Genomic DNA, 18,298 nt, shown 5'->3' on the forward strand with positions numbered 1-18,298 from the left:
TCCCCTTCCGATGTCCGAAGGATATAGCGCGTAGCGGGCGGGGGCGGCGAGTCCGGCGTGGGCGGACCGTCCGCTTGCAGGAACACTTCTATGCGATAAAGCCGGCCAGATTCCGTGCTGGCAAGAACATCACTCAGTCTGCGTATTGAAATGGCCATGCGCCTGCTACTCCCTCTTCGTCATGGTGTGGGCGGATATGTCGCGTTTGCTCGCACGGAGTTTGCTGTGTGCAAGCAGGTCACTACGATAACGTCTGGTTTTCGCTAAACTGCCCGGCTGCACAGCGCCCGCTCGCACGGCGCTCATTGGCGCGGCGCCCGCTCGCACGGCGCCTGCTTCAAGCGCAGGCAGCAGGACAACAGGAAAGCAGAACAGGTAATGCAGATTTCTCTCGGCCGCAATGCGGCCACCATCCTTGGGTTGCTGGCGATCGTGCTGTGGGGCACTGTCGTCGGTTTGATTCGTGGGGTCAGCGAGAATTTCGGCGCCATCGCAGGCGCCGCGCTTATCTATACGGTGGGTTCGATCTTCCTGGTCGGTTTGCTGGGGTTTCCGAAATTACGCTTGTTTCCTCGGCAGTATCTGCTTGTCGGCAGCCTGTTGTTCGTCGCCTACGAGATTTGCCTGTCGCTCTCGCTGGGCTTTGCCAATGATCGCGGGCAGGCCATTGAGCTGGGCATCGTCAATTATCTGTGGCCTTGCCTGACGGTGGTGCTGGCGATCTTCATCAATGGGCAGCGGGCCAGCGGCTGGGTCGTGCCTGGGATATTGCTTTCCATATGCGGCATCGTCTGGGTTGTGGGCGGATCAGGCGGATTATCGTGGGCGCGCACCGTCACGAATGTGTCGAGCAACCCCCTCAGTTATGGATTGGCATTCAGTGGCGCCATTATCTGGGCGCTTTATTGCAACGTGACCAAGCGCTTCGCCGACGGTAAAAATGGCGTCGCGCTGTTTTTCATGCTGACCGCGGCGGTCTTGTGGATCAAATACTTCCTGAGCGCCGAGCCGCCCCTGGCATTTTCCGCGTCCGCCACGCTGGAACTCTGCGTGACCGGCGGCGCGATGGCGGCCGGTTATGCGTTGTGGAATGTGGGAATACTCAAAGGCAACCTGACCTTGCTGGCCACGGCGTCGTACTTCACCCCGGTGCTGTCGACCTTTTTCGCAGCCGTGTGGCTGTCTACCCGCCTGACCGTGTCGTTCTGGCAAGGCGTGGCGATGGTTACCGCCGGCTCGTTGTTGTGCTGGGCGGCAACGCGAGGCAAATCCGCCCGAGGCGGGTAGCCCAGGGCGGATGGCTCGGGGGAAAAACGCGCTTAGTCGATCAACATGCTTTGGGCGACGGCGTAGCCCAGCGGGATCAACAACAGCGAAGCAAAGGTGGAACTGACAATCGCCGCCGATATCTTCAGCCAGGGCTCGGGCCCTGCACTTTGAATCGTTTGAATCACCAACGCGACGATACCCATAACCATCAAACAGCTGATTACCACTGCTACGTAAGTCATGTTGTCTCCGTCCTCGCCTGATTAAAGGGATGCGGCTGCCGCTGCTGCGGTCTAGATGTTTGAACTGATTGTGCGCCTGTATTGGCAGACTGCACCCTAGGGTTTTCCAGGCGCAACGCATGGGGTGTGGCGGTTTTGCCGCAAGGGGTGCAGCATGAATTTCATGTGCGCGCGCAGCATTTCAATCGGCGTTCGATAAGGCCGTTTCAACGTTTGGATTGCGCTACGATGGCGGCATCCCATCACAGAAAAAGGCGGTCCCATGCCGCAGAGATTGCGCCCCGGCACGCGTGCCACGCTTCAGGTCAGGCAGCTCATGCCGGGCGAATTCGCATGGATCATTACTTTGCTCGACCCTGAAACCGGCAATGTGCACAGCACCAATTATTCGGAAAGACGCTATAGCAGCCAGGATGAAGCCTCTGCGGCAGGCAAGGCCGCCGTGGTGAAATTTCTGGGCAGTGATGGCAAAAATGTCACGACGATGCCGAAAGACGATAAAACCAAGCCCTGAACGCGCCGTGCTTCGGCTCGATGAATTAGCCCTCGCCTGAGGGCTTTTTTGTGTCTGGACACGGGCTGGCTCGCTGCCGGGAACGCCATTTGCTGTGCATCACCGCGGCGTAATACGCGCCGGAGGAGCAGAACATGACCCCAACCCCGCATCGAGAGCCCGGCTTGCCCGACGACTTGTCGCCGGATGATCCCGCGCTACCCGGCAACTTGCCGCCCGACGATCCTTTGCCGGACCCGAATCAGCCGCCCGACGATCCGCCGCCGCACGATCCCACGCCGCCTGCGCCCGATCCGCGTATGCCTGGCGCCATTGATCTGGCCTGAGCGGCGGGCGTCTGCTCGCATTCAATTCATCAAATCATCAGGAGTCCGATATGCGTTCCATCTTGCTGTGGCTGCTTGGCGTGCCAATCCCCATCATCATTTTGCTGGCGCTTTTCTGGCATTGATGTGTCTGCCGTTTCCCGCATCGGCGTTTGGGCTTGAAGCTGGCCTGACGGCCGGCGCGATAAAACAATGAATAAGGAATCACCATGGAAAACGCATCATCAGTAGTCGGCCAGCCCTACGCTGCTGGCGTACCTACGCAAGAATCAGCGGTGTCGGCGGTGTCCTGGGCGGCCGTTTTCGCGGGCGCGGTGATTGCCGCCGCGCTGTCGCTGGCGTTATTCGCCGGCGGCACGGGCCTGGGTTTTCTGTCGGTCTCGCCGTGGAGCGATGAAGGCATGTCGGCGCCCGCCGTGGGCATCGGTATCATCGTGTGGATGTTGCTCACGCAGATCATTTCTTACGGCATCGGCGGCTATGTGGCTGGCCGGTTGCGTACGAAATGGGTCGACGTGCATTCGGATGAAGTCTATTTCCGCGACACCGCGCACGGCTTTCTGGTGTGGGCGCTGAGTGCGGTGGTCAGCGCTGCGTTGCTGGGTTCCGCGATTGCCACGGTGGCTTCCGGCGCGGCGAAAACGGGCGCGACGGTGGCTGCAGGCGCGGGCGCGGCAGTTACCGCCACGGCGGCGGCTGGCGCGGCCGGTGCAGGGGGCGGCGGCATGGATCGGGCAACCGATTACCTGACCGACACGCTGCTGCGTTCGGACCGGCCCGATGCGGGTGGTGACCGCAATGCGGCCAAGGCAGAAGTGGGCCGCATTGTGGCGATGAGCCTGGCGCGCGGCGACATCACGCCCGAAGACCGCGACTATGTCGTGAAGGTCGTGGCCGCACAAACCGGCCTGGAGCCCGCCGTGGCGCAACGCCGTGTCGAGCAAACCATTGCCAACGCCAAGAAGGCGGCGGCAGACGCCAAGCAAAAAGCCAAGGAAGCGGCCGATGCCGCCCGCAAGGCAGCGGCGGCATTCGCGCTGTGGGGCTTCGCCTCGATGCTGATCGGCGCCTTCGTGGCCAGCCTGTCGGCCACGTGGGGCGGCAAGCGCCGGGATATGCTGCGCCGGCTGTAATTTGGCGTGTTGCTTTGGCGCGTTGCGGCGCTGGGGGGTATACGTTGAAGGCGTAGTTTTCCCCCCTTTCTCCCTCACCTTCCCCGCCCCAATGCAAAAGGCCCTCACCGAAGTGAGGGCCTTTTTAATTCTTGGTGGCGCATCCCTGATTCGAACAGGGGACCTGCGGATTATGATTCCGTCGCTCTAACCGGCTGAGCTAATGCGCCAATCCTTGTTCGCTGTCTGTGCTACGTAAGTAGTGCTGAGCAACGAAGAACGAAATTCTAGCATGAAACTTTTTTCGTTTGCAAGCGGGTGCGGCGCAAAAAATTTAAGACGCGTTTTATGCGTCGCGCGCCAGCCGGATGCCCGAGAATTGCCAGCGCGCATCAGGCGGGAAAAAGTTGCGGTAGCTGGGGCGAACATGGTCGCGCGGTGTGGCGCAAGAGCCGCCGCGCAACACGTATTGATTGCACATGAACTTGCCGTTGTATTCGCCGACCGCGCCCGCGTCCGGCTGGTAGCCGGGATAGGCGTCGTAGGCGCTGGACGTCCACTCCCAGGTGTCGCCGAATAGCTGCACGGGGCCGCCCGAACCGTTGCGGGCGGGGGCGGGGCGCGGGTCCAGGTGGCCGTTTTCCAGCATGTTGGCGCGGCCGGGAAATGCGGGGTCGGCCAGTTGGCGGGCGGCGTATTCCCACTCGGCTTCGCGCGGCAGGCGCACGCGAGCCCAGCGCGCGTAAGCGTCGGCTTCGAAATAGCTGACGTGCGTGACGGGCGCTTGGAGCTCAAGCTCCTGCATGCCGCGCAACGTGAAGACGCGCCAGTCGTCGCGCTGGCCTTCCCAGTAAAGCGGCGCACGCCAGCCTTCGGCGCACACGCGATCCCAGCCGGCGGATAGCCAGAGTTCGGGGCGCTTGTAGCCGCCGTCGCGGATGAAGGCCAGGAATTCATGTTGCGTGACAAGCCGGTCCGCCAGATGGAATGGAGCGACCAGCACTTCATGCGCGGGGCCTTCGTTGTCGAACCCAAAGCCGCGGCCATCGTGGCCGATGCGGGTGATGCCGCCTGAATAGCGCGTCCAGCCGGCGGGCGTGCCGGGGGGCAGGGCGGCCGAGCCCGGCGCGATGTAGGCGGGCTTGAGCGGGTTGCAGGACAGCATGTGCTTTACGTCGGTCAGGATCAATTCCTGGTGCTGCTGTTCATGGTTCAAGCCCAGTTCAAGCAGCGCGTCAAAGGCCGGGTCATTGCCGCCCAGCCGGGAAATCAGGTCGTGCATGGCGCCATCGACGTGCTGGCGGTATTGCAGCACATCAGACAGCGCGGGCCGCGACAGCAGGCCGCGTTGCGGACGCGGATGCTTGGCGCCGATAGCGTTGTAGTAAGAATTGAACAGCATGCGGTACTGCGGATGGAACATCGTGTACGGCGGGTGGAAATGCGTCAGCAGAAATGTCTCGAAGAACCACGTCGTGTGCGCCAGATGCCATTTGACCGGGCTGCAATCCGGCATGGATTGCACCTGGCAATCTTCAGGGCTGAGCGGCGCGGCAAGCGCCGTGCTGGTGGAGCGCACGGCATCGTAGCGATCGTGCTGGCCGGCCTGCCCGCTGGCATAGGGTCCGGTGGCGGGGTGTGTCAGCAGGCAGGCAGGTTCCATGGCGATCCTCCAGTGGCGTTGAGGGCGGGGCCGCGTCAGGCGCGGGCGCTGAAAACGGAAAACCAGCCGCGCGCATCCGACCAATGCATGACGTCGCGAAAGCCCGCGCGTTGCAGCAGATCGGTAAACGCCTCTGGCGTGAACTTGTAGGAATTTTCGGTGTGGATGCGTTCGCCCGCGGTGAATTCACGTGCGCCGCCAGGCCATGTCACGCGGACGGCGCGTTGCGCTTCCAGGTGCATTTCAATGCGCGAGCGCTGGCTGTTGAACAGCGCCACGTGACGCCAGTCGGCGACGTCGAAGTCGGTGTCCAGCACGGTGTTCACATGGCGCAGCAGGTTCAGGTTGAAGGCGGCGGTCAGATGCAGCGCATCGTCATACGCGGGTTCCAGCACCTGCTTGGATTTGACGCGGTCCACCCCCACCAGCAGTCCGCCGCCGTCGCATTGCGCGCGAATGCGTTGCAGCATGGCGAGCGCGTCGTCGGGACTCAGGTTGCCGATGCTGGAGCCAGGGTAAAAGAACAGGCGGTGATCGGCCGGCACATTGGAAGGCAGCGCCAGCGTTTGCGAAAAATCCTGGCCGATCGCCGTCACGCTCAAATCGGGATACGCCAGGCGCAGCCGCCGCACGGCGGCTTGCAGGTAGTCGGCCGAAATGTCGATGGGAATGTAATGCCGTGGGCGCAGACGGGCGAACAGGTTTTCGGCTTTGACGCAGTCCCCCGCACCCAGGTCGATCATGGACGTGATCTCACCCACATGCTGGGCGATGTCCGCGCCATGGCGCTGGAAAATCTCGGCTTCGCAGCGCGTGGGGTAGTACTCGGGTAACTGGGTGATAGCGGTGAACAGCGACGAACCCAGGGCGTCATAAAGAAACTTGGGATCGATATGGGCGGGGTCGTCCAGCAGACCGTCCCGCAGTTCAGCTTGTTCGGGACTCGGGGCCTGAGAACCGCGCGCCAGGAAAGCCGGCGCGGCATGGGCAAGGACTGCAGAAGGGGAAACCATGCGTTCATTTCCTTTTTTGAGGCGGTTGAAGCGCATTGCAAGGGGCTATTGTGGCGGCCAGGGGGGTTGCGGTGTCAAGCGCTAAGCCAATGAATGCAATGGACTTTTACGAAATTGAGGCGGTCGTCACGCTTGTTGCGGCGGCTCATCTTGCCTAGCCCTTAGCAAGTTTCGCTCCGCTGAAATATCGAATTACGGCTGGTTGCCAAAGCTCGGGCGGAAGCGCCGAATGATCGGCACAATGGGGACATGGTCAAACAAGCATCTGGCCGGACACAGCGATGTGTCCGGCCAGGCACTTGAGAAGACCCAATCTTCATAAGGAGCGACTATGAATCGAAAGCACCAACGCGCCGAGATGGCTCTGCATCGCGACCGGGTCAACGACAGCTTCCACGAGCTGCTTGCGGGTACGGAAGACCTTTTGCGTTCGACGGCTTCTTATACCGGCTCCGAAATTGAATCGGCCCGTGCGCGTTTGAAGCAGCAGCTGGCCGAAGCGCGCGACCACTCGCGCGACTGGGAAGGCGCCGCGCGCGAACGCGCGTATCGCGCCAAGGCCTATGCCGATGAGTATGTGCATGAACACGCCTGGAAGTCTGTCGGCGTGGCGGCACTGGTCGGCGCCCTGCTGGGGTGCCTGGTGGCAAGCGGCCGGCGCTAAGTCGCCGTTGCCATGAGGCCGTCTCCGGCCGGGGGCCGGATCGTAACGTGTCCGGGCGCGCTTAGCGGCTTGCCCGGCGCGCTGCCCGGCCTGCGCCGCTGGGCGCAGGCGCTGCTGCTGGCCTGCGCCACCCTCATGCTGGCCGCCTGCGCCAGCGTGCCTGATGCGCAGGAGCGGCAGGCGCGCAAGGCGCAAGCCGGCCTGTCCGCCGATGCGGCCCGCGACAGTTACCGCCGCGGGCAAGGCATTGCGGCGGACCCGAAGACGCCCAAAGATGATTTCCTGGCGCGCCATCTGGCCGTTGAACAAGCCGTCAGCGGCGCGCCGCTGGTGGCTGGCAACCGTGTTCGGTTGCTGGCCGACGGCCCAAGCACCTATCAAGCCATGCTGCAATCCATCCGGCAAGCGCGCCGGTATGTGCACATGGAAACCTATATTTTCGATGACGACGCCGAAGGCGCACGCTTTGCCGACGCGCTGATTGACGCGCGCAATCGGGGCGCCGAGGTGTCGCTGATGGTCGACGCCGTGGGCACCATCAAAACGCCTGACGCGCTGTTCCAGCGTATGCGCGATGCCGGCGTTCAAGTCGCCGTGTTCAACCCGGTGAATCCGGCAAGCGCCCGTGCGGGCTGGTCGCCGAATCAACGCAACCACCGCAAGGTGCTGGTGGTGGACGGCAAGGTCGGCTACGTGGGCGGCATCAACGTCAGCAGCGTGTATGAATCATCGCCGGGCTCGGGGTCAAGCTCAGTGGTGGGAGCAAGCGGCGGCGGCGCGGATACCCAGGCAAAGGGCGACGCCAAGGCTGCGCCGTGGCGCGACACGCATCTGCGCATCGAAGGCCCGGCGGTGGCGCAGGTGGAACAGGTGATTCAGGCGGGTTGGGCGTCGCAATCCGACGAACCGATCAAGGGCGGCGGCGCCTATATTGCGCCGGCAGTGGGCGCGACCAGCGTGCGCATCCTGGCCAACCAGCCTGACCGCAGCGACGGCTACACGGTCTACCTGACGCTGATGTCCGCGTTCGAAAGCGCGCAGAAATCCATCCACATCACGATGGCGTACTTCGTGCCGGACCCGGCTTTCATTGAAGCGCTGTCCAGCGCCGCTCAGCGTGGCGTGGACGTGGTGCTGGTGCTGCCGGGGTTCAGCGATTCGTCGCTGGTGTTCAACGCGGGGCGTTCGCATTACACCGACTTGCTGCGCGCTGGCGTGAAGCTCTACGAACGGCGCGACGCCTTGCTGCATGCGAAGACGGCCGTGGTCGACGGCGTGTGGTCCACCGTCGGGTCCAGCAACATGGATTGGCGCAGCTTTGCGCTGAACTATGAGATCAACGCCGTCGTGCTGGGGCCAGAATTCGCGAGCGAAATGGAAGCGTTGTTCCAGCGCGATGTGGCGGACTCGGTGCAGATCACGCCAGAAGCCTGGCGTGACCGAGGCGCCGATGACCGCTTCATGGAATTCTTTTCGCGGATGTTCGAGCGCTGGCTGTAGTGGGCCGTAGTCGGCCGTAGTCGGCCGTAGTGGACAGCGGTGAGCCGTCGTGGCCGGGGTTACCGGTCATAGGCCGTCTGAGCCGATCGCCGCCGTTGAACATCCGCTGTCTGTTGCCTTGAAACTTTAAGCGCGATGCTCCGCCAGCGCCGTCGTGATGTCTTGCGTCGGCTGGAACGAGCTGGCTTGCGCCATCGCCCAACCCACCCTGAAGACCTGATGGCGGAATTCGCCGCGCAGCAATTCGCCCGGCGCCAGTTCGGGGAACAGCGCCGACAGCAGGCGGATTTCGCTGGACGAAATGCGGCGTGCGATATGGTGCGGGCGCAGTTGGCCCGGGTGGGTCAACCCGGCTGCCGCCAGCAGTTCGGCCAGCGCATGCAGCGTGTTGCGATGGAAGAACGTCACGCGCTGCGCCTTGTCTGGTACGACCAGCGCGCGTTGGCGCAGCGGGTCTTGCGTGGTGACGCCCGTGGGGCATTTGCCGGTATGGCAGGCCTGCGCCTGAATACAGCCGATAGCGAACATGAAACCGCGCGCGGCGTTGCACCAGTCTGCGCCCATCGCCATGACGCGCGCCATGTCGAAAGCGGTGATGATCTTGCCCGACGCGCCCAGTTTGATGCGCTCGCGCAGGTTCACGCCAATCAGCGTGTTGTGCACCAGGCGCAGCGCTTCGCGCAGCGGCGTGCCGACGTGGTCGACAAATTCAACGGGCGCCGCACCCGTGCCGCCTTCCGCCCCGTCCACCACGATGAAGTCCGGGGTGATGCCGGTTTCCAGCATGGCCTTGACGATGGCGAACCATTCCCACGGATGGCCCACGCAGAACTTGAAGCCCACGGGCTTGCCGCCTGAAAGTTCGCGCAGGCGGGCCACGAATTTCATCAGGCCGATGGGTGAGTCAAACGCTGAATGGCTGGCCGGCGAATTGCAATCTTGCCAGGCGGCCACGCCGCGCGCTTCGGCGATCTCGGGCGTGACCTTGCCCGCAGGCAGGATGCCGCCATGCCCGGGCTTGGCGCCCTGCGACAGCTTGATCTCGATCATCTTCACCTGCGGCGTACAGGCGTTCTTTACAAAGGCTTCTTCCGAGAAGGCGCCGTGTTCGTCGCGGCAGCCGAAGTAGCCCGAGCCTATGTTCCACACCAGGCTGCCGCCGGGTTGGCGGTGGTAGCGGCTGATGCCGCCTTCGCCTGTGTCATGCGCGAAGTCGCCTTGGCGTGCGCCTTCGTTCAGCGCCAGAATCGCGTTGGCGGACAGGGCGCCAAAGCTCATCGCCGACACGTTGAACGCCGACATCGAATAGGGCTGCTTGCAGTCCGGCCCGCCCACCGTGACGCGGAAATCCGTGTCGTTGATGTGCGAGGGCGACATGGAATGGTTGATCCATTCGTAGCGGTCGCCGTAGACGTCTTCCTGCGTGCCGAAGGGGCGCTTGTCGATCTCGCGCTTGGCGCGCTGATAAACGATGGAGCGTTGCGCGCGCGAGAACGGCGCGGCTTGCGTGTCATCTTCCAGGAAATACTGGCGGATCTCGGGGCGGATGAATTCGAACAGGAAGCGCAGGTTGCCCAGCACGGGGTAGTTGCGCCGGATCGCGTGCCGCGTCTGGATCAGGTCATAGACACCCAGCACACCCAACGCCGCCAGCGGCACGGCCGCCCACAGCCACCAGAGTGAACCGGTGATGGCCAGGAAGGCGGTGATGGCCGCGCCTGCCAGGGTCAAGATAAAGGCCGTGTAGCGGCCGACAAACCAGCTCATAGTCCTCTCCGTGTTGCGGAATGCAGCAACCATACACCAGCTGATCCCCCAGAAAAAAAAGACCCCCTTAAATAAGGGGGCCGATTCTGGAACACTGTTTTTCAGCGCCGGGGTTAAGCCGCGAGGCTTAGCAGCTGGAAGCGGGCGGCGTCTTCTCAACCGCCAGGCCGAAGGCCGGGCGCAAATGCACGCCCAGGGCGCTGCCCGCGAATGCGGCCGGCAGCCACAGCCAGGCGTGCAGGCTGCCCGAGAGGATGCCGCTGAAGTAGGCGCCGATGTTGCAGCCGAACGCCAGGCGCGAACCATAGCCCAGCAGCAGGCCGCCAATGACGGCGCCAGCCAGCGAACGCGCGGGCACCTTCCACACCGGCGCGAACTTGCCCGCCGCGCTGGCCGCGGCCAGTGCGCCCAGCATCAGGCCGATGTCCATGACGGTCGTGACGTCCTGGCGCAGCGGCGCGCCCAGCGCGGGCTGCTTGCTCCAATAGGCCCAGGTGGCCACGTCGCCGCTGACGGCGTTCAGGGCCTTGGCGCCCCACAGCGCAAAGGCTGACGTGATGCCCCATGGGCGGCCGGCCAGCGCCAGCGTGGCAAAGTTCAGAACGACCAGCGCCACGCCGCCCCAGATCAGCGGCCAGGGGCCTTGCAGCAGCGACACCGGACGCGCGGTGCGCGAGGCAAACGACACCACGTGGCCGTGGCGGCGCTTCTCAAGCGCGGTGGCCACCCAGGCGATCAGCGCGAACACGGCCAGGTTGGCGGCAAGCGCCGGCGCCAGGCCCCAGGTCTTGATCAGCGAGGTGGGCGCCAGCGCGGGCAGCGCCGACCACCAGCCGAAGTTGGCGGTGGCAATCACCGAACCGATGATGAAGAACAGCAAGGTCACCAGCATGCGGGTATTGCCGCCGCCCACGGCGAACAGCGTGCCCGAGGCGCAGCCGCCGCCCAGCTGCATGCCGATGCCAAAGAGAAAGGCGCCCAACAAAACCGACACGCCGGGTGGCGACACCAATCCCGTGACGGGCTGGCCGAACAGCGAGCCCGATGCCAGGAACGGGAAGAACAGCAGCACGCCCACGCCCAGCATGAACATTTGCGCGCGCAGGCCCGCACCCCGGCGGTCAGACACAAACACGCGCCACGCTTGCGTGAAGCCGAACGACGCGTGATACAGCGTGACGCCCAGCAGCGCACCCACCACCCACAGCGCGCCTTGGCGCCAGCTGACGGTCTGGTTCAGATAGAGCGCGCCAGCCAGCAGCAGCAACAGCGCAATCCAAAGCGGCTTGCGGTTGATCTGGATGGGCGGCAGGGCCGAAGGCAGGGGAAGGGTCGAGGCGTTGGAGCTCATGGGTATCCCGATGGGATGGGTGATGTCAAAGCAAACGGGCGCATTGAGGGCGCCCGTGGGAATGAAGGAAGTTTAAGGGGGAGCTTAAATCTCCCAAACCATTAAATTCTGCTTGAATAATAACTAAAAGTTATTAAGAGAGGATCACGAAACCGGGTGCGCGCTGATCCAGGCCACCAGCAGGCTGACGGTCAGCACCGAGGCCACGGTCGAGACGAGGATGGCGCGCGACGTGACGCGCGCATCGCGGCCATACATATTGGCCAGCATGAACGGGCCGGTGCCGATCGGCAACGCGCTCATCAGTACGGCGGTCCAGGCCCACAGCGGGGGCATGGAAAAAACATAGAAGGCCAGCACCGCCGTGACGGCGGGCTGCAGCAACAGCTTGCCCAGCACCAGGCGCAGAACGCCTGGGCCGGCGCTGGCCGTTTCCGTTTGCGCCAGGAACAGGCCGATCGTCACCAGTGCGCACGGGCTGGCGGACGCGCCCAGCAAGGCCACGTAGCGGTCGATGCCTTCGGGCAGCGCGACGCCGGTCGCGGCCCAGGCCAGGCCCAGCACGGGGGCGGCCAGCAAGGGGTTGCGCATCAGCGCCCGGCCCACTTTGATCAAGGTGGCGGCGGCGTTGGGGGTTTGCTGGCGGTCGAATTCAATCAGCGCGATGGCGAAGCCGAACAGCACGCTGGCCGTGAGCAGGGTGGTGAATGTGGCGGGCGCAAGGCTGTCCGCGCCCAGCAGCGCCAGGCATAGCGGAATGCCCATATAGCCGGCATTCGCGTAAGAGGCCGCCAGGCCCTCGATGCTGCGGTCGGTGAGGGCGCGCCGCGTGTTCTTGTCAGCGCCCCGGCCAGGCAGAAACGCCACCAGAAACGTCACGGCGATGCCGCCGGCAAATGCGCCCACAAAACCCCAGTGCGCCATGTGCGCCAAGTCCACCTGCGTCATCGCCCGGAACAGCAGCGCCGGCAGCGACAGGTAGACCACGTAGCGGTTCAACGCGTCGGTTGCGCCGGGCCCAAGCACCTTGGCGCGGGCGGCCAGCCATCCAGTCAGGATCAGCGCAAAGACCGGCAGGGCGGCGGTGATGACGGCATTCATGGTTGAGGGGGAGGGCGCGGGAAGGCGCTCATTCTACTGGGCGCGCGCGGGCGCTGCGGGTCACCAGCAAAATGCCCAGCGCGGCCAGCGCCATGCCTGGCCATGCCAGCGCTGGAATGGGTTCGCCCAGCGCCATCAATGCGAACACCGCCGTGCAGGGCGGCACCAGGAAGAACAGGGCGGATACGCGCGAGGCTTCGCCGTGCCGGATCATCGTCAGCAGCAGGGTGATGGCGATAAGCGAATTGCCCACCACCAGATAAGCCAGTGCGCCCAAGAGCGGACCGGTCCATTCGATATGCATGGGTTCCAGCCAGAACGCCAGCGGCGCGGTGACCGCCAGGCCCACCGCGTACTGCACCAGGTTGGACGTGACGGGATGCGTGGCCGTGCCGTAGCGCTTTTCGTACAGCGTGCCGCTGGTGATGCAGAGCAGTGCGCCCACGGCGAACAGCAGCCCCAGCGGCGCCAGCACATCAATCGACGCCTTGGCGATGATGACGAGCGCGGCGCCCGAAACGCCCAGGCCCAGGCCAGCCCAACGCCGGAGGTCGACACGTTCCTGCGCGATCATCGGCGCCAGCAGTCCGATCAGAATGGGTTGCAGCGATGCAATCAGCGCCAGGCCGCCCGCGGACATGCCCAGCTTCAACGACAGGTACGTGCAACAGAAATAGCCCGCTTGCAGCAGCAGCCCGACCATCGCCAGATGGCCCCAGGCGCGAGCGCCGCGCGGCAGCGGCGGGCGCATGATCAGCATGAAGGGCGCCAAGATCAGCACGACGCAGGCGTAGCGCACCGCCAGAAACGTCATCGGGTCGGCATACGCCAGGCCGATCTTGAGCACGACGAATCCACTGGACCACAACAACAGGAAAAGCGCGGGCGCGATTTTCAGCCAGGTCGGCGGGGTGGCGGGCGTCATGTTGGGTGCAGGCAACGTGGGCAAGCCGCGATCGTACCCCTTTTCGGCGCGGCGTCATCCTTGCGAGAATGCGGCGTAGGATATTTATTGTTGATCCGTTGCACGCGAGGGAATGGACATGTCGACCAGCAAACCATCAAAAAAATCAGCAGTGCGTATCGCGCTCGGCACGTGGGACCGCTTGCGCGAAGACGCCTACTCGGTTCGATACGAAGTTTTCGTCGTCGAACAAAAGGTTCCTCCAGAGGTCGAGCTGGATGATGACGATGCCGTGTCAGTACACGCCGTGGCCTATGGGCCGGACGGCACGCCGATGGGCACGGGCCGCTTGCTGCCCGATGGCCATATCGGCCGCATGGCCGTGCACAAGAAAGCGCGCGGCATGGGCGTGGGCGGGCAGTTGCTGGATGCGCTGATCGAGCAAGGCCACGGCGACGGCCATCGCATGTTGGTGTTGCACGCGCAAACGCACGCCGCCGGCTTTTATCAAGCGCACGGCTTCGCGGTGGAGGGCGAGGAGTTCGTGGAAGCGGGCATCCCGCATGTGGTGATGACGCGCGAACTGAAGTAGGGCGGCCACGCAAAACCTAGAAGAAAAAACCAAAAGAAAAAACCCCGGTCGTTTTCACGAACGGGGTTTTTCTTGGCGCATCACGCAGGTACCTCGTGATGTAATAATTGGTGCCCAGGAGAGGACTCGAACCTCCACACCTTGCGGCACACGGACCTGAACCGTGCGCGTCTACCAATTCCGCCACCTGGGCGCTGTCGCTTTACTTGTTGCGTCGCTTTCGCGTCGTTTCTTGTTCAGCAGCAGAGGAACGAGATTATGCATACTTTTTTGAAGGTGTGCAAGCGACGGTGAATCTTTTTTTCTCTCTTTCCGCATTTTTTCGTGCGGCTCACTTTCGCTATAGTGTCGCCCCATGTCTCGCCCTCTTTGCACGCGCTGCCTGCGCCCCGAATCGCACTGCCTGTGCGCGCTGATCCCGGCCTTGTCCTGCCGCACCCGCGTCGTGGTATTGCAGCATCCCAGTGAATCGCGTCACGCGTTGAACACCGCCCGCCTGGCGGTGCTGGGGCTGACGGGGGCGCGGCGGGTGGTGGGTGAACACTTTGAGCCCAGCGCTTGGGCCGCGCCTGGCTACGCGCCCCGCTTGCTGTTTCCGGGGCCGGCTGCCGAGGTCTTGCATCCGGGGTATGGGCAGGATCTGGATCAGCCGATTCAATTGATCGTGCCGGATGGCACGTGGGGCCATGCGCGCAAGTTGCTGCACATCAATCCCGAGCTGGCGGCGTTGCCGCGCGTGATGTTGCCGCCGGGCCTGACCACGCGTTATCGCGTGCGTCATGCCGATATTCCTGGGGCGCTGTCCACCATCGAAGCCATCACGCATGCGTTGAATGCGATCGAGGCGCCAATGACTGTCGATGCGTTGCTGCGCCCATTCGAAGCGTTGATCGACGGGCAGATCGAAGGGATGGGTGAAGATCTTTATGCGCGGCATCATTTGCAGCGCAAGGTGCCATGGCGATAATTTGGCAGCCGGGCAGGGCGCGCAGAACATAATCGGGTTTGATTATGGCGCGCGCCATTTCTTTATGCGGATTGCGAGATGCGCAGAAAGAGATGTGTGGAAAGAGATGCGCAGAAAGAGGTGCGCAGAAAGAGGTGCGTAGAAAAAAGGCGAACATAAAGCAAAAGCCCCGAATATCTTTCGATTTTCGGGGCTTGTCGCCTTTGCTATCCAACCAGCTAAAAGCTGATCCGACGTATATGCGGGTGGTGCCCAGGAGAGGACTCGAACCTCCACACCTTGCGGCACACGGACCTGAACCGTGCGCGTCTACCAATTCCGCCACCTGGGCACAGAAAGAGCTGTTGGCTCTTTATGGTCTTGCTGATGTCTTGCTGTACTGACGTTTACTTCACTTGCTTGCTATCCAACTCGCTCGAAAGCCAATCGGACTTAAATTCCGTGGTGCCCAGGAGAGGACTCGAACCTCCACACCTTGCGGCACACGGACCTGAACCGTGCGCGTCTACCAATTCCGCCACCTGGGCACTGAGAGATACTGTGTCAGAACTATGTGCTACGCTGCCGCTCTAGTTGCGTTGTTTAAGTCGTAGTTTTTATTTAACTACAACTAAAACATGCGTCCTGAGCGCAGTTGGTTTTACAATGGGTCTTTCGACCCCTCTGACCATTTCTGCTTCAGTGTTCAGCCTTGGGCGAACCACAGAAGCTGCGCATTATATACGGAAATTTCAGCTTTGGCAAAACGATCGAATAACGAATCGAAAAACAACAGATCAACACCCTTGCCCGAAGCGCCGCCGGACTTCGACCCTGATGTCCCGTCCCGTGAAGCCATTTTGACGGCGCTGCGTTCCGCAGGCTCGCCGCTGTCTCCGGTTGAGTTGGCAGAGCGCATGGGCATCGAGCGCGCGGCGACGATGGTCGGTTTCGAGCGCCGATTGGGCGCCATGGAACGCGACGGGCAATTGATGCCCAACCGCAAAGGCGTGTTGTTGCTCGCTACCAAATTGGACTTTGTCGCCGGCAAGGTGCTGGGGCATCGCGACGGCTTCGGCTTCCTGCTGCGCGATGACGGCGGCCCGGACTTGTTTCTGTCGCCGCGCGAAATGCTCAAGGTGCTGCATGGCGACCGCGTGCTGGTCAAGCCGTCGGGCGAATACCGGGGCAAGCCGGAAGGCACCATCGTTGAAGTCATTGAACGCCGCACCAACAAACTGGTGGGCCGCTTCCTGCACGAGCATGGCCTGTCCATCGTGGTGCCGGAAGACCAGCGCATCAAGCACGACATCCTGATTCCGCCCAGCGACACCAACGGCGCCCAGCATGGGCAGGTGGTCGCGGTTGAAATCATGGAGCAGCCCACCCGCCACACGCAGCCGCTGGGCCGCGTGGCCGAAGTGCTGGGCGAAATCGATGACCCCGGCATGGAAATCGAGATCGCGGTGCGCAAGTTCGATGTGCCCGTCGAATTCTCGGAAGCCGCTCGCAAGCAGGCCGCGCGCCTTCCTGATGTGGTGCGCAAGAGCGACCTCAAAGACCGCGTTGACCTTCGCGATGTGCCGCTGATCACCATCGACGGTGAAGACGCGCGCGACTTCGACGACGCCGTGTATTGCGAGCCGGTCGAGCTTGGCACGGGGCAGCGCAAGCGCCCGGGCTGGCGTTTGCTGGTGGCCATTGCCGACGTCAGCCATTACGTGCGTCCGGGTGACGCCATCGACGACGACGCCATCGAACGCGGCACCAGCGTGTACTTCCCGCGCCGGGTCATTCCGATGCTGCCGGAGTCGCTCTCCAATGGCCTGTGCTCGCTGAATCCCGATGTCGACCGCCTGGTGCTGGTCTGCGACATGGTCATTCCGGCAACCGGCGCCAAGGCCGGCACGGTCACGGCGTACCAGTTCTATAACGCGGTGATGCACTCGCATGCCCGCACCACCTACACGAACGTCTGGGCGGCATTGCAGCAGCCGGGCGGCCCCGCCGCCGCAGCGATGCGCGCCGTGATGCCCCAGGTTCAGCATCTGTATGAGCTGTTCCAGTTGCTGGTGCAGGGCCGCAAGAAGCGCGGCGCGATCGACTTCGATACCGTCGAAACCAAGATCGTCTGCAACGAGCTTGGCCGTATCGAACAGATCGTGGCGTCGGTGCGTAACGATGCCCACAAGCTGATCGAAGAATGCATGCTGGCCGCCAACACCTGCGCGGCCGACTTCATGACGCGCAGCAAGCATCCCGGCCTGTACCGTATTCACGAAGGCCCCACGCCGGAACGCCTGCAATCGCTGCGTGAATTCCTGCGCACGATGGGCTTGTCGCTGGGCGGGGGTGAAACGCCCACCGCCAAGGACTACGGCGACTTCCTCGACACCGTGCGCGGCCGCCCCGATTACCAACTGCTGCAAACCATGTGCCTGCGTTCGATGCAGCAGGCCGTGTACAGCCCGGACAACATGGGCCACTTTGGCCTGTCGTACCCCGGCTACAGCCACTTCACGTCGCCCATCCGCCGCTACCCCGATCTGCTCACGCACCGGGTGATCAAGGCGTTGCTGGCTGGCCAGCGTTACGTGCCCAGCCTGGACGATCACCAGGCGGTGGTCATCGGCCGCACGCAAAAGGAACACGAGCAAGCCATCTGGGAAAAGATGGGCTTGGTGCTGTCGGCCAGCGAACGCCGCGCCGACGAAGCCTCGCGCGATGTCGAGGCCTGGCTCAAGTGCTGGTTCGTCAAGGAACGCGTGGGCGAAGACTTCAGCGGCACCGTCACCGGCGTGGCCAGCTTCGGCATCTTTGTCACGCTGGATACGCTGCACGTGGAAGGGCTGGTGCACGTGTCCGAACTGGGCGGCGAGTACTTCCAGTTCAACGACGCGCTGCATGAGCTGCGCGGCGAACGCACGGGCATGCGCTATCGCCTGACCGACAAGGTGCAGGTGCAAGTGGCCCGCGTCGATCTGGAAGCGCGCCGCATCGAATTCCGCTTGGTGCAGGGCACGAGTTTCGATGCCTTGCGCAAGGCGGCGGCCCGTGGGCCGGACGAGCCGGTGCGCCGCGTGAAGAAGGCGGCCGCGCCCAAGCCCGCTGCGCTCAAGGGCCAAACGGCCAAAGAGCGGCGTGCGGACGCCAAGAAGGCCAGCAAGCCGCCTCGGTCATCCAAGCGCGCCGCCCCGGCCAAAAAAGCCACGCACAAGCGGCACTGATCCCGCCCGATGTGTGCGCTTTATGGCCACCCTGTCTTAGGGCGGGGCGGCCATAAGGGGTAACATTGCGCTGATGGCCGGCTTGGTCCGGTGGCCCGCCCCCTCTG

At 63.4% G+C, this 18,298-nt stretch carries 16 protein-coding genes and 4 tRNA genes; 9 read left to right on the forward strand and 11 right to left on the reverse strand.

Annotation, left to right across the window (positions count from 1 at the left end; translation table 11 throughout):
• Window positions 1–378: 378 nt before the first annotated feature.
• Window positions 379–1,287 (forward strand): aromatic amino acid DMT transporter YddG, encoded by a 909-nt coding sequence (gene yddG, locus ACFZAI_RS11695; RefSeq protein ID WP_391567012.1) that lies wholly within the window; start codon window positions 379–381, stop codon window positions 1,285–1,287.
• 32 nt (window positions 1,288–1,319) lie between these two features.
• On the opposite strand, the gene ACFZAI_RS11700 is transcribed toward yddG, so the two are convergent.
• The gene (locus ACFZAI_RS11700) at window positions 1,320–1,511 is read right to left on the reverse strand and encodes a hypothetical protein (RefSeq protein WP_054423414.1); all 192 of its coding nucleotides are present in this window, start codon (window positions 1,509–1,511) and stop codon (window positions 1,320–1,322) included.
• Between the two features lie 262 nt (window positions 1,512–1,773).
• Between ACFZAI_RS11700 and ACFZAI_RS11705 the strand changes: the two genes are divergently transcribed.
• The 3 genes from ACFZAI_RS11705 to ACFZAI_RS11715 all read left to right on the forward strand — a co-directional run bounded on the left by ACFZAI_RS11705 (window position 1,774) and on the right by ACFZAI_RS11715 (window position 3,484).
• Entirely contained in the window at window positions 1,774–2,025 is a 252-nt protein-coding gene (locus tag ACFZAI_RS11705; protein ID WP_391567013.1) for a hypothetical protein, read from the forward strand.
• 134 nt (window positions 2,026–2,159) lie between these two features.
• Window positions 2,160–2,351 (forward strand): hypothetical protein, encoded by a 192-nt coding sequence (locus ACFZAI_RS11710; protein WP_391567014.1) that lies wholly within the window; start codon window positions 2,160–2,162, stop codon window positions 2,349–2,351.
• Between the two features lie 209 nt (window positions 2,352–2,560).
• Entirely contained in the window at window positions 2,561–3,484 is a 924-nt protein-coding gene (locus tag ACFZAI_RS11715; RefSeq protein ID WP_391567015.1) for a hypothetical protein, read from the forward strand.
• A 132-nt stretch (window positions 3,485–3,616) separates the two neighbouring features.
• On the opposite strand, the gene ACFZAI_RS11720 is transcribed toward ACFZAI_RS11715, so the two are convergent.
• The 3 genes from ACFZAI_RS11720 to egtD form a co-directional block, all read right to left on the reverse strand.
• Window positions 3,617–3,693 (reverse strand) — tRNA-Met (locus ACFZAI_RS11720).
• Between the two features lie 116 nt (window positions 3,694–3,809).
• On the reverse strand, window positions 3,810–5,126 hold the full coding sequence (gene egtB / locus ACFZAI_RS11725; RefSeq protein WP_391567016.1) for an ergothioneine biosynthesis protein EgtB: 1,317 nt from the start codon (window positions 5,124–5,126) through the stop codon (window positions 3,810–3,812).
• A 35-nt stretch (window positions 5,127–5,161) separates the two neighbouring features.
• On the reverse strand, window positions 5,162–6,139 hold the full coding sequence (egtD, locus tag ACFZAI_RS11730) for an L-histidine N(alpha)-methyltransferase (protein WP_391567017.1): 978 nt from the start codon (window positions 6,137–6,139) through the stop codon (window positions 5,162–5,164).
• A gap of 331 nt (window positions 6,140–6,470) precedes the next feature.
• Between egtD and ACFZAI_RS11735 the strand changes: the two genes are divergently transcribed.
• Both ACFZAI_RS11735 and ACFZAI_RS11740 read left to right on the forward strand, forming a co-directional pair.
• Complete coding sequence (locus ACFZAI_RS11735) at window positions 6,471–6,803, forward strand: YqjD family protein (RefSeq protein ID WP_054423408.1); 333 nt, start codon at window positions 6,471–6,473, stop codon at window positions 6,801–6,803.
• Window positions 6,804–6,938: 135 nt separating this feature from the next.
• The gene (locus ACFZAI_RS11740; RefSeq protein ID WP_391567112.1) at window positions 6,939–8,303 is read left to right on the forward strand and encodes a phosphatidylserine/phosphatidylglycerophosphate/cardiolipin synthase family protein; all 1,365 of its coding nucleotides are present in this window, start codon (window positions 6,939–6,941) and stop codon (window positions 8,301–8,303) included.
• Window positions 8,304–8,429: 126 nt separating this feature from the next.
• Here the strand turns inward: ACFZAI_RS11740 and ACFZAI_RS11745 are convergent, their stop codons facing one another.
• From ACFZAI_RS11745 to ACFZAI_RS11760, 4 genes are all read right to left on the reverse strand, one after another.
• Window positions 8,430–10,070 carry an FMN-binding glutamate synthase family protein gene (locus ACFZAI_RS11745; RefSeq protein WP_391567018.1) on the reverse strand — a complete coding sequence of 547 codons (1,641 nt, stop codon included), beginning with the start codon at window positions 10,068–10,070 and terminating at the stop codon, window positions 8,430–8,432.
• Between the two features lie 127 nt (window positions 10,071–10,197).
• Window positions 10,198–11,421 (reverse strand): YeeE/YedE family protein, encoded by a 1,224-nt coding sequence (locus tag ACFZAI_RS11750; protein WP_391567019.1) that lies wholly within the window; start codon window positions 11,419–11,421, stop codon window positions 10,198–10,200.
• Between the two features lie 144 nt (window positions 11,422–11,565).
• Window positions 11,566–12,522 (reverse strand): AEC family transporter, encoded by a 957-nt coding sequence (locus ACFZAI_RS11755; protein WP_391567020.1) that lies wholly within the window; start codon window positions 12,520–12,522, stop codon window positions 11,566–11,568.
• A gap of 28 nt (window positions 12,523–12,550) precedes the next feature.
• Entirely contained in the window at window positions 12,551–13,447 is an 897-nt protein-coding gene (locus ACFZAI_RS11760; protein ID WP_391567113.1) for a DMT family transporter, read from the reverse strand.
• 112 nt (window positions 13,448–13,559) lie between these two features.
• Between ACFZAI_RS11760 and ACFZAI_RS11765 the strand changes: the two genes are divergently transcribed.
• On the forward strand, window positions 13,560–14,018 hold the full coding sequence (locus tag ACFZAI_RS11765) for a GNAT family N-acetyltransferase (protein WP_391567021.1): 459 nt from the start codon (window positions 13,560–13,562) through the stop codon (window positions 14,016–14,018).
• 108 nt (window positions 14,019–14,126) lie between these two features.
• On the opposite strand, the gene ACFZAI_RS11770 is transcribed toward ACFZAI_RS11765, so the two are convergent.
• Window positions 14,127–14,211, reverse strand: a tRNA-Leu gene (locus ACFZAI_RS11770).
• 162 nt (window positions 14,212–14,373) lie between these two features.
• Between ACFZAI_RS11770 and ACFZAI_RS11775 the strand changes: the two genes are divergently transcribed.
• Window positions 14,374–14,985 carry a tRNA-uridine aminocarboxypropyltransferase gene (locus ACFZAI_RS11775; RefSeq protein WP_391567022.1) on the forward strand — a complete coding sequence of 204 codons (612 nt, stop codon included), beginning with the start codon at window positions 14,374–14,376 and terminating at the stop codon, window positions 14,983–14,985.
• A 246-nt stretch (window positions 14,986–15,231) separates the two neighbouring features.
• Here the strand turns inward: ACFZAI_RS11775 and ACFZAI_RS11780 are convergent.
• Together ACFZAI_RS11780 and ACFZAI_RS11785 are read right to left on the reverse strand one after the other, a co-directional pair.
• Window positions 15,232–15,316, reverse strand: a tRNA-Leu gene (locus ACFZAI_RS11780).
• Between the two features lie 111 nt (window positions 15,317–15,427).
• A tRNA-Leu gene (locus ACFZAI_RS11785) sits at window positions 15,428–15,512 on the reverse strand.
• Window positions 15,513–15,722: 210 nt separating this feature from the next.
• On the opposite strand from ACFZAI_RS11785, the gene rnr reads away from it, so the two are divergent.
• A complete protein-coding gene (gene rnr / locus ACFZAI_RS11790; RefSeq protein ID WP_054423402.1) occupies window positions 15,723–18,191 on the forward strand; it encodes a ribonuclease R in 2,469 nt (822 codons plus the stop codon).
• Window positions 18,192–18,298: the final 107 nt, after the last annotated feature.

It is taken from the genome of Achromobacter sp. NPDC008082 (genome assembly GCF_042957345.1).
In the GTDB taxonomy this organism is placed as follows: Bacteria; Pseudomonadota; Gammaproteobacteria; order Burkholderiales; family Burkholderiaceae_B; genus Achromobacter; species Achromobacter kerstersii_A.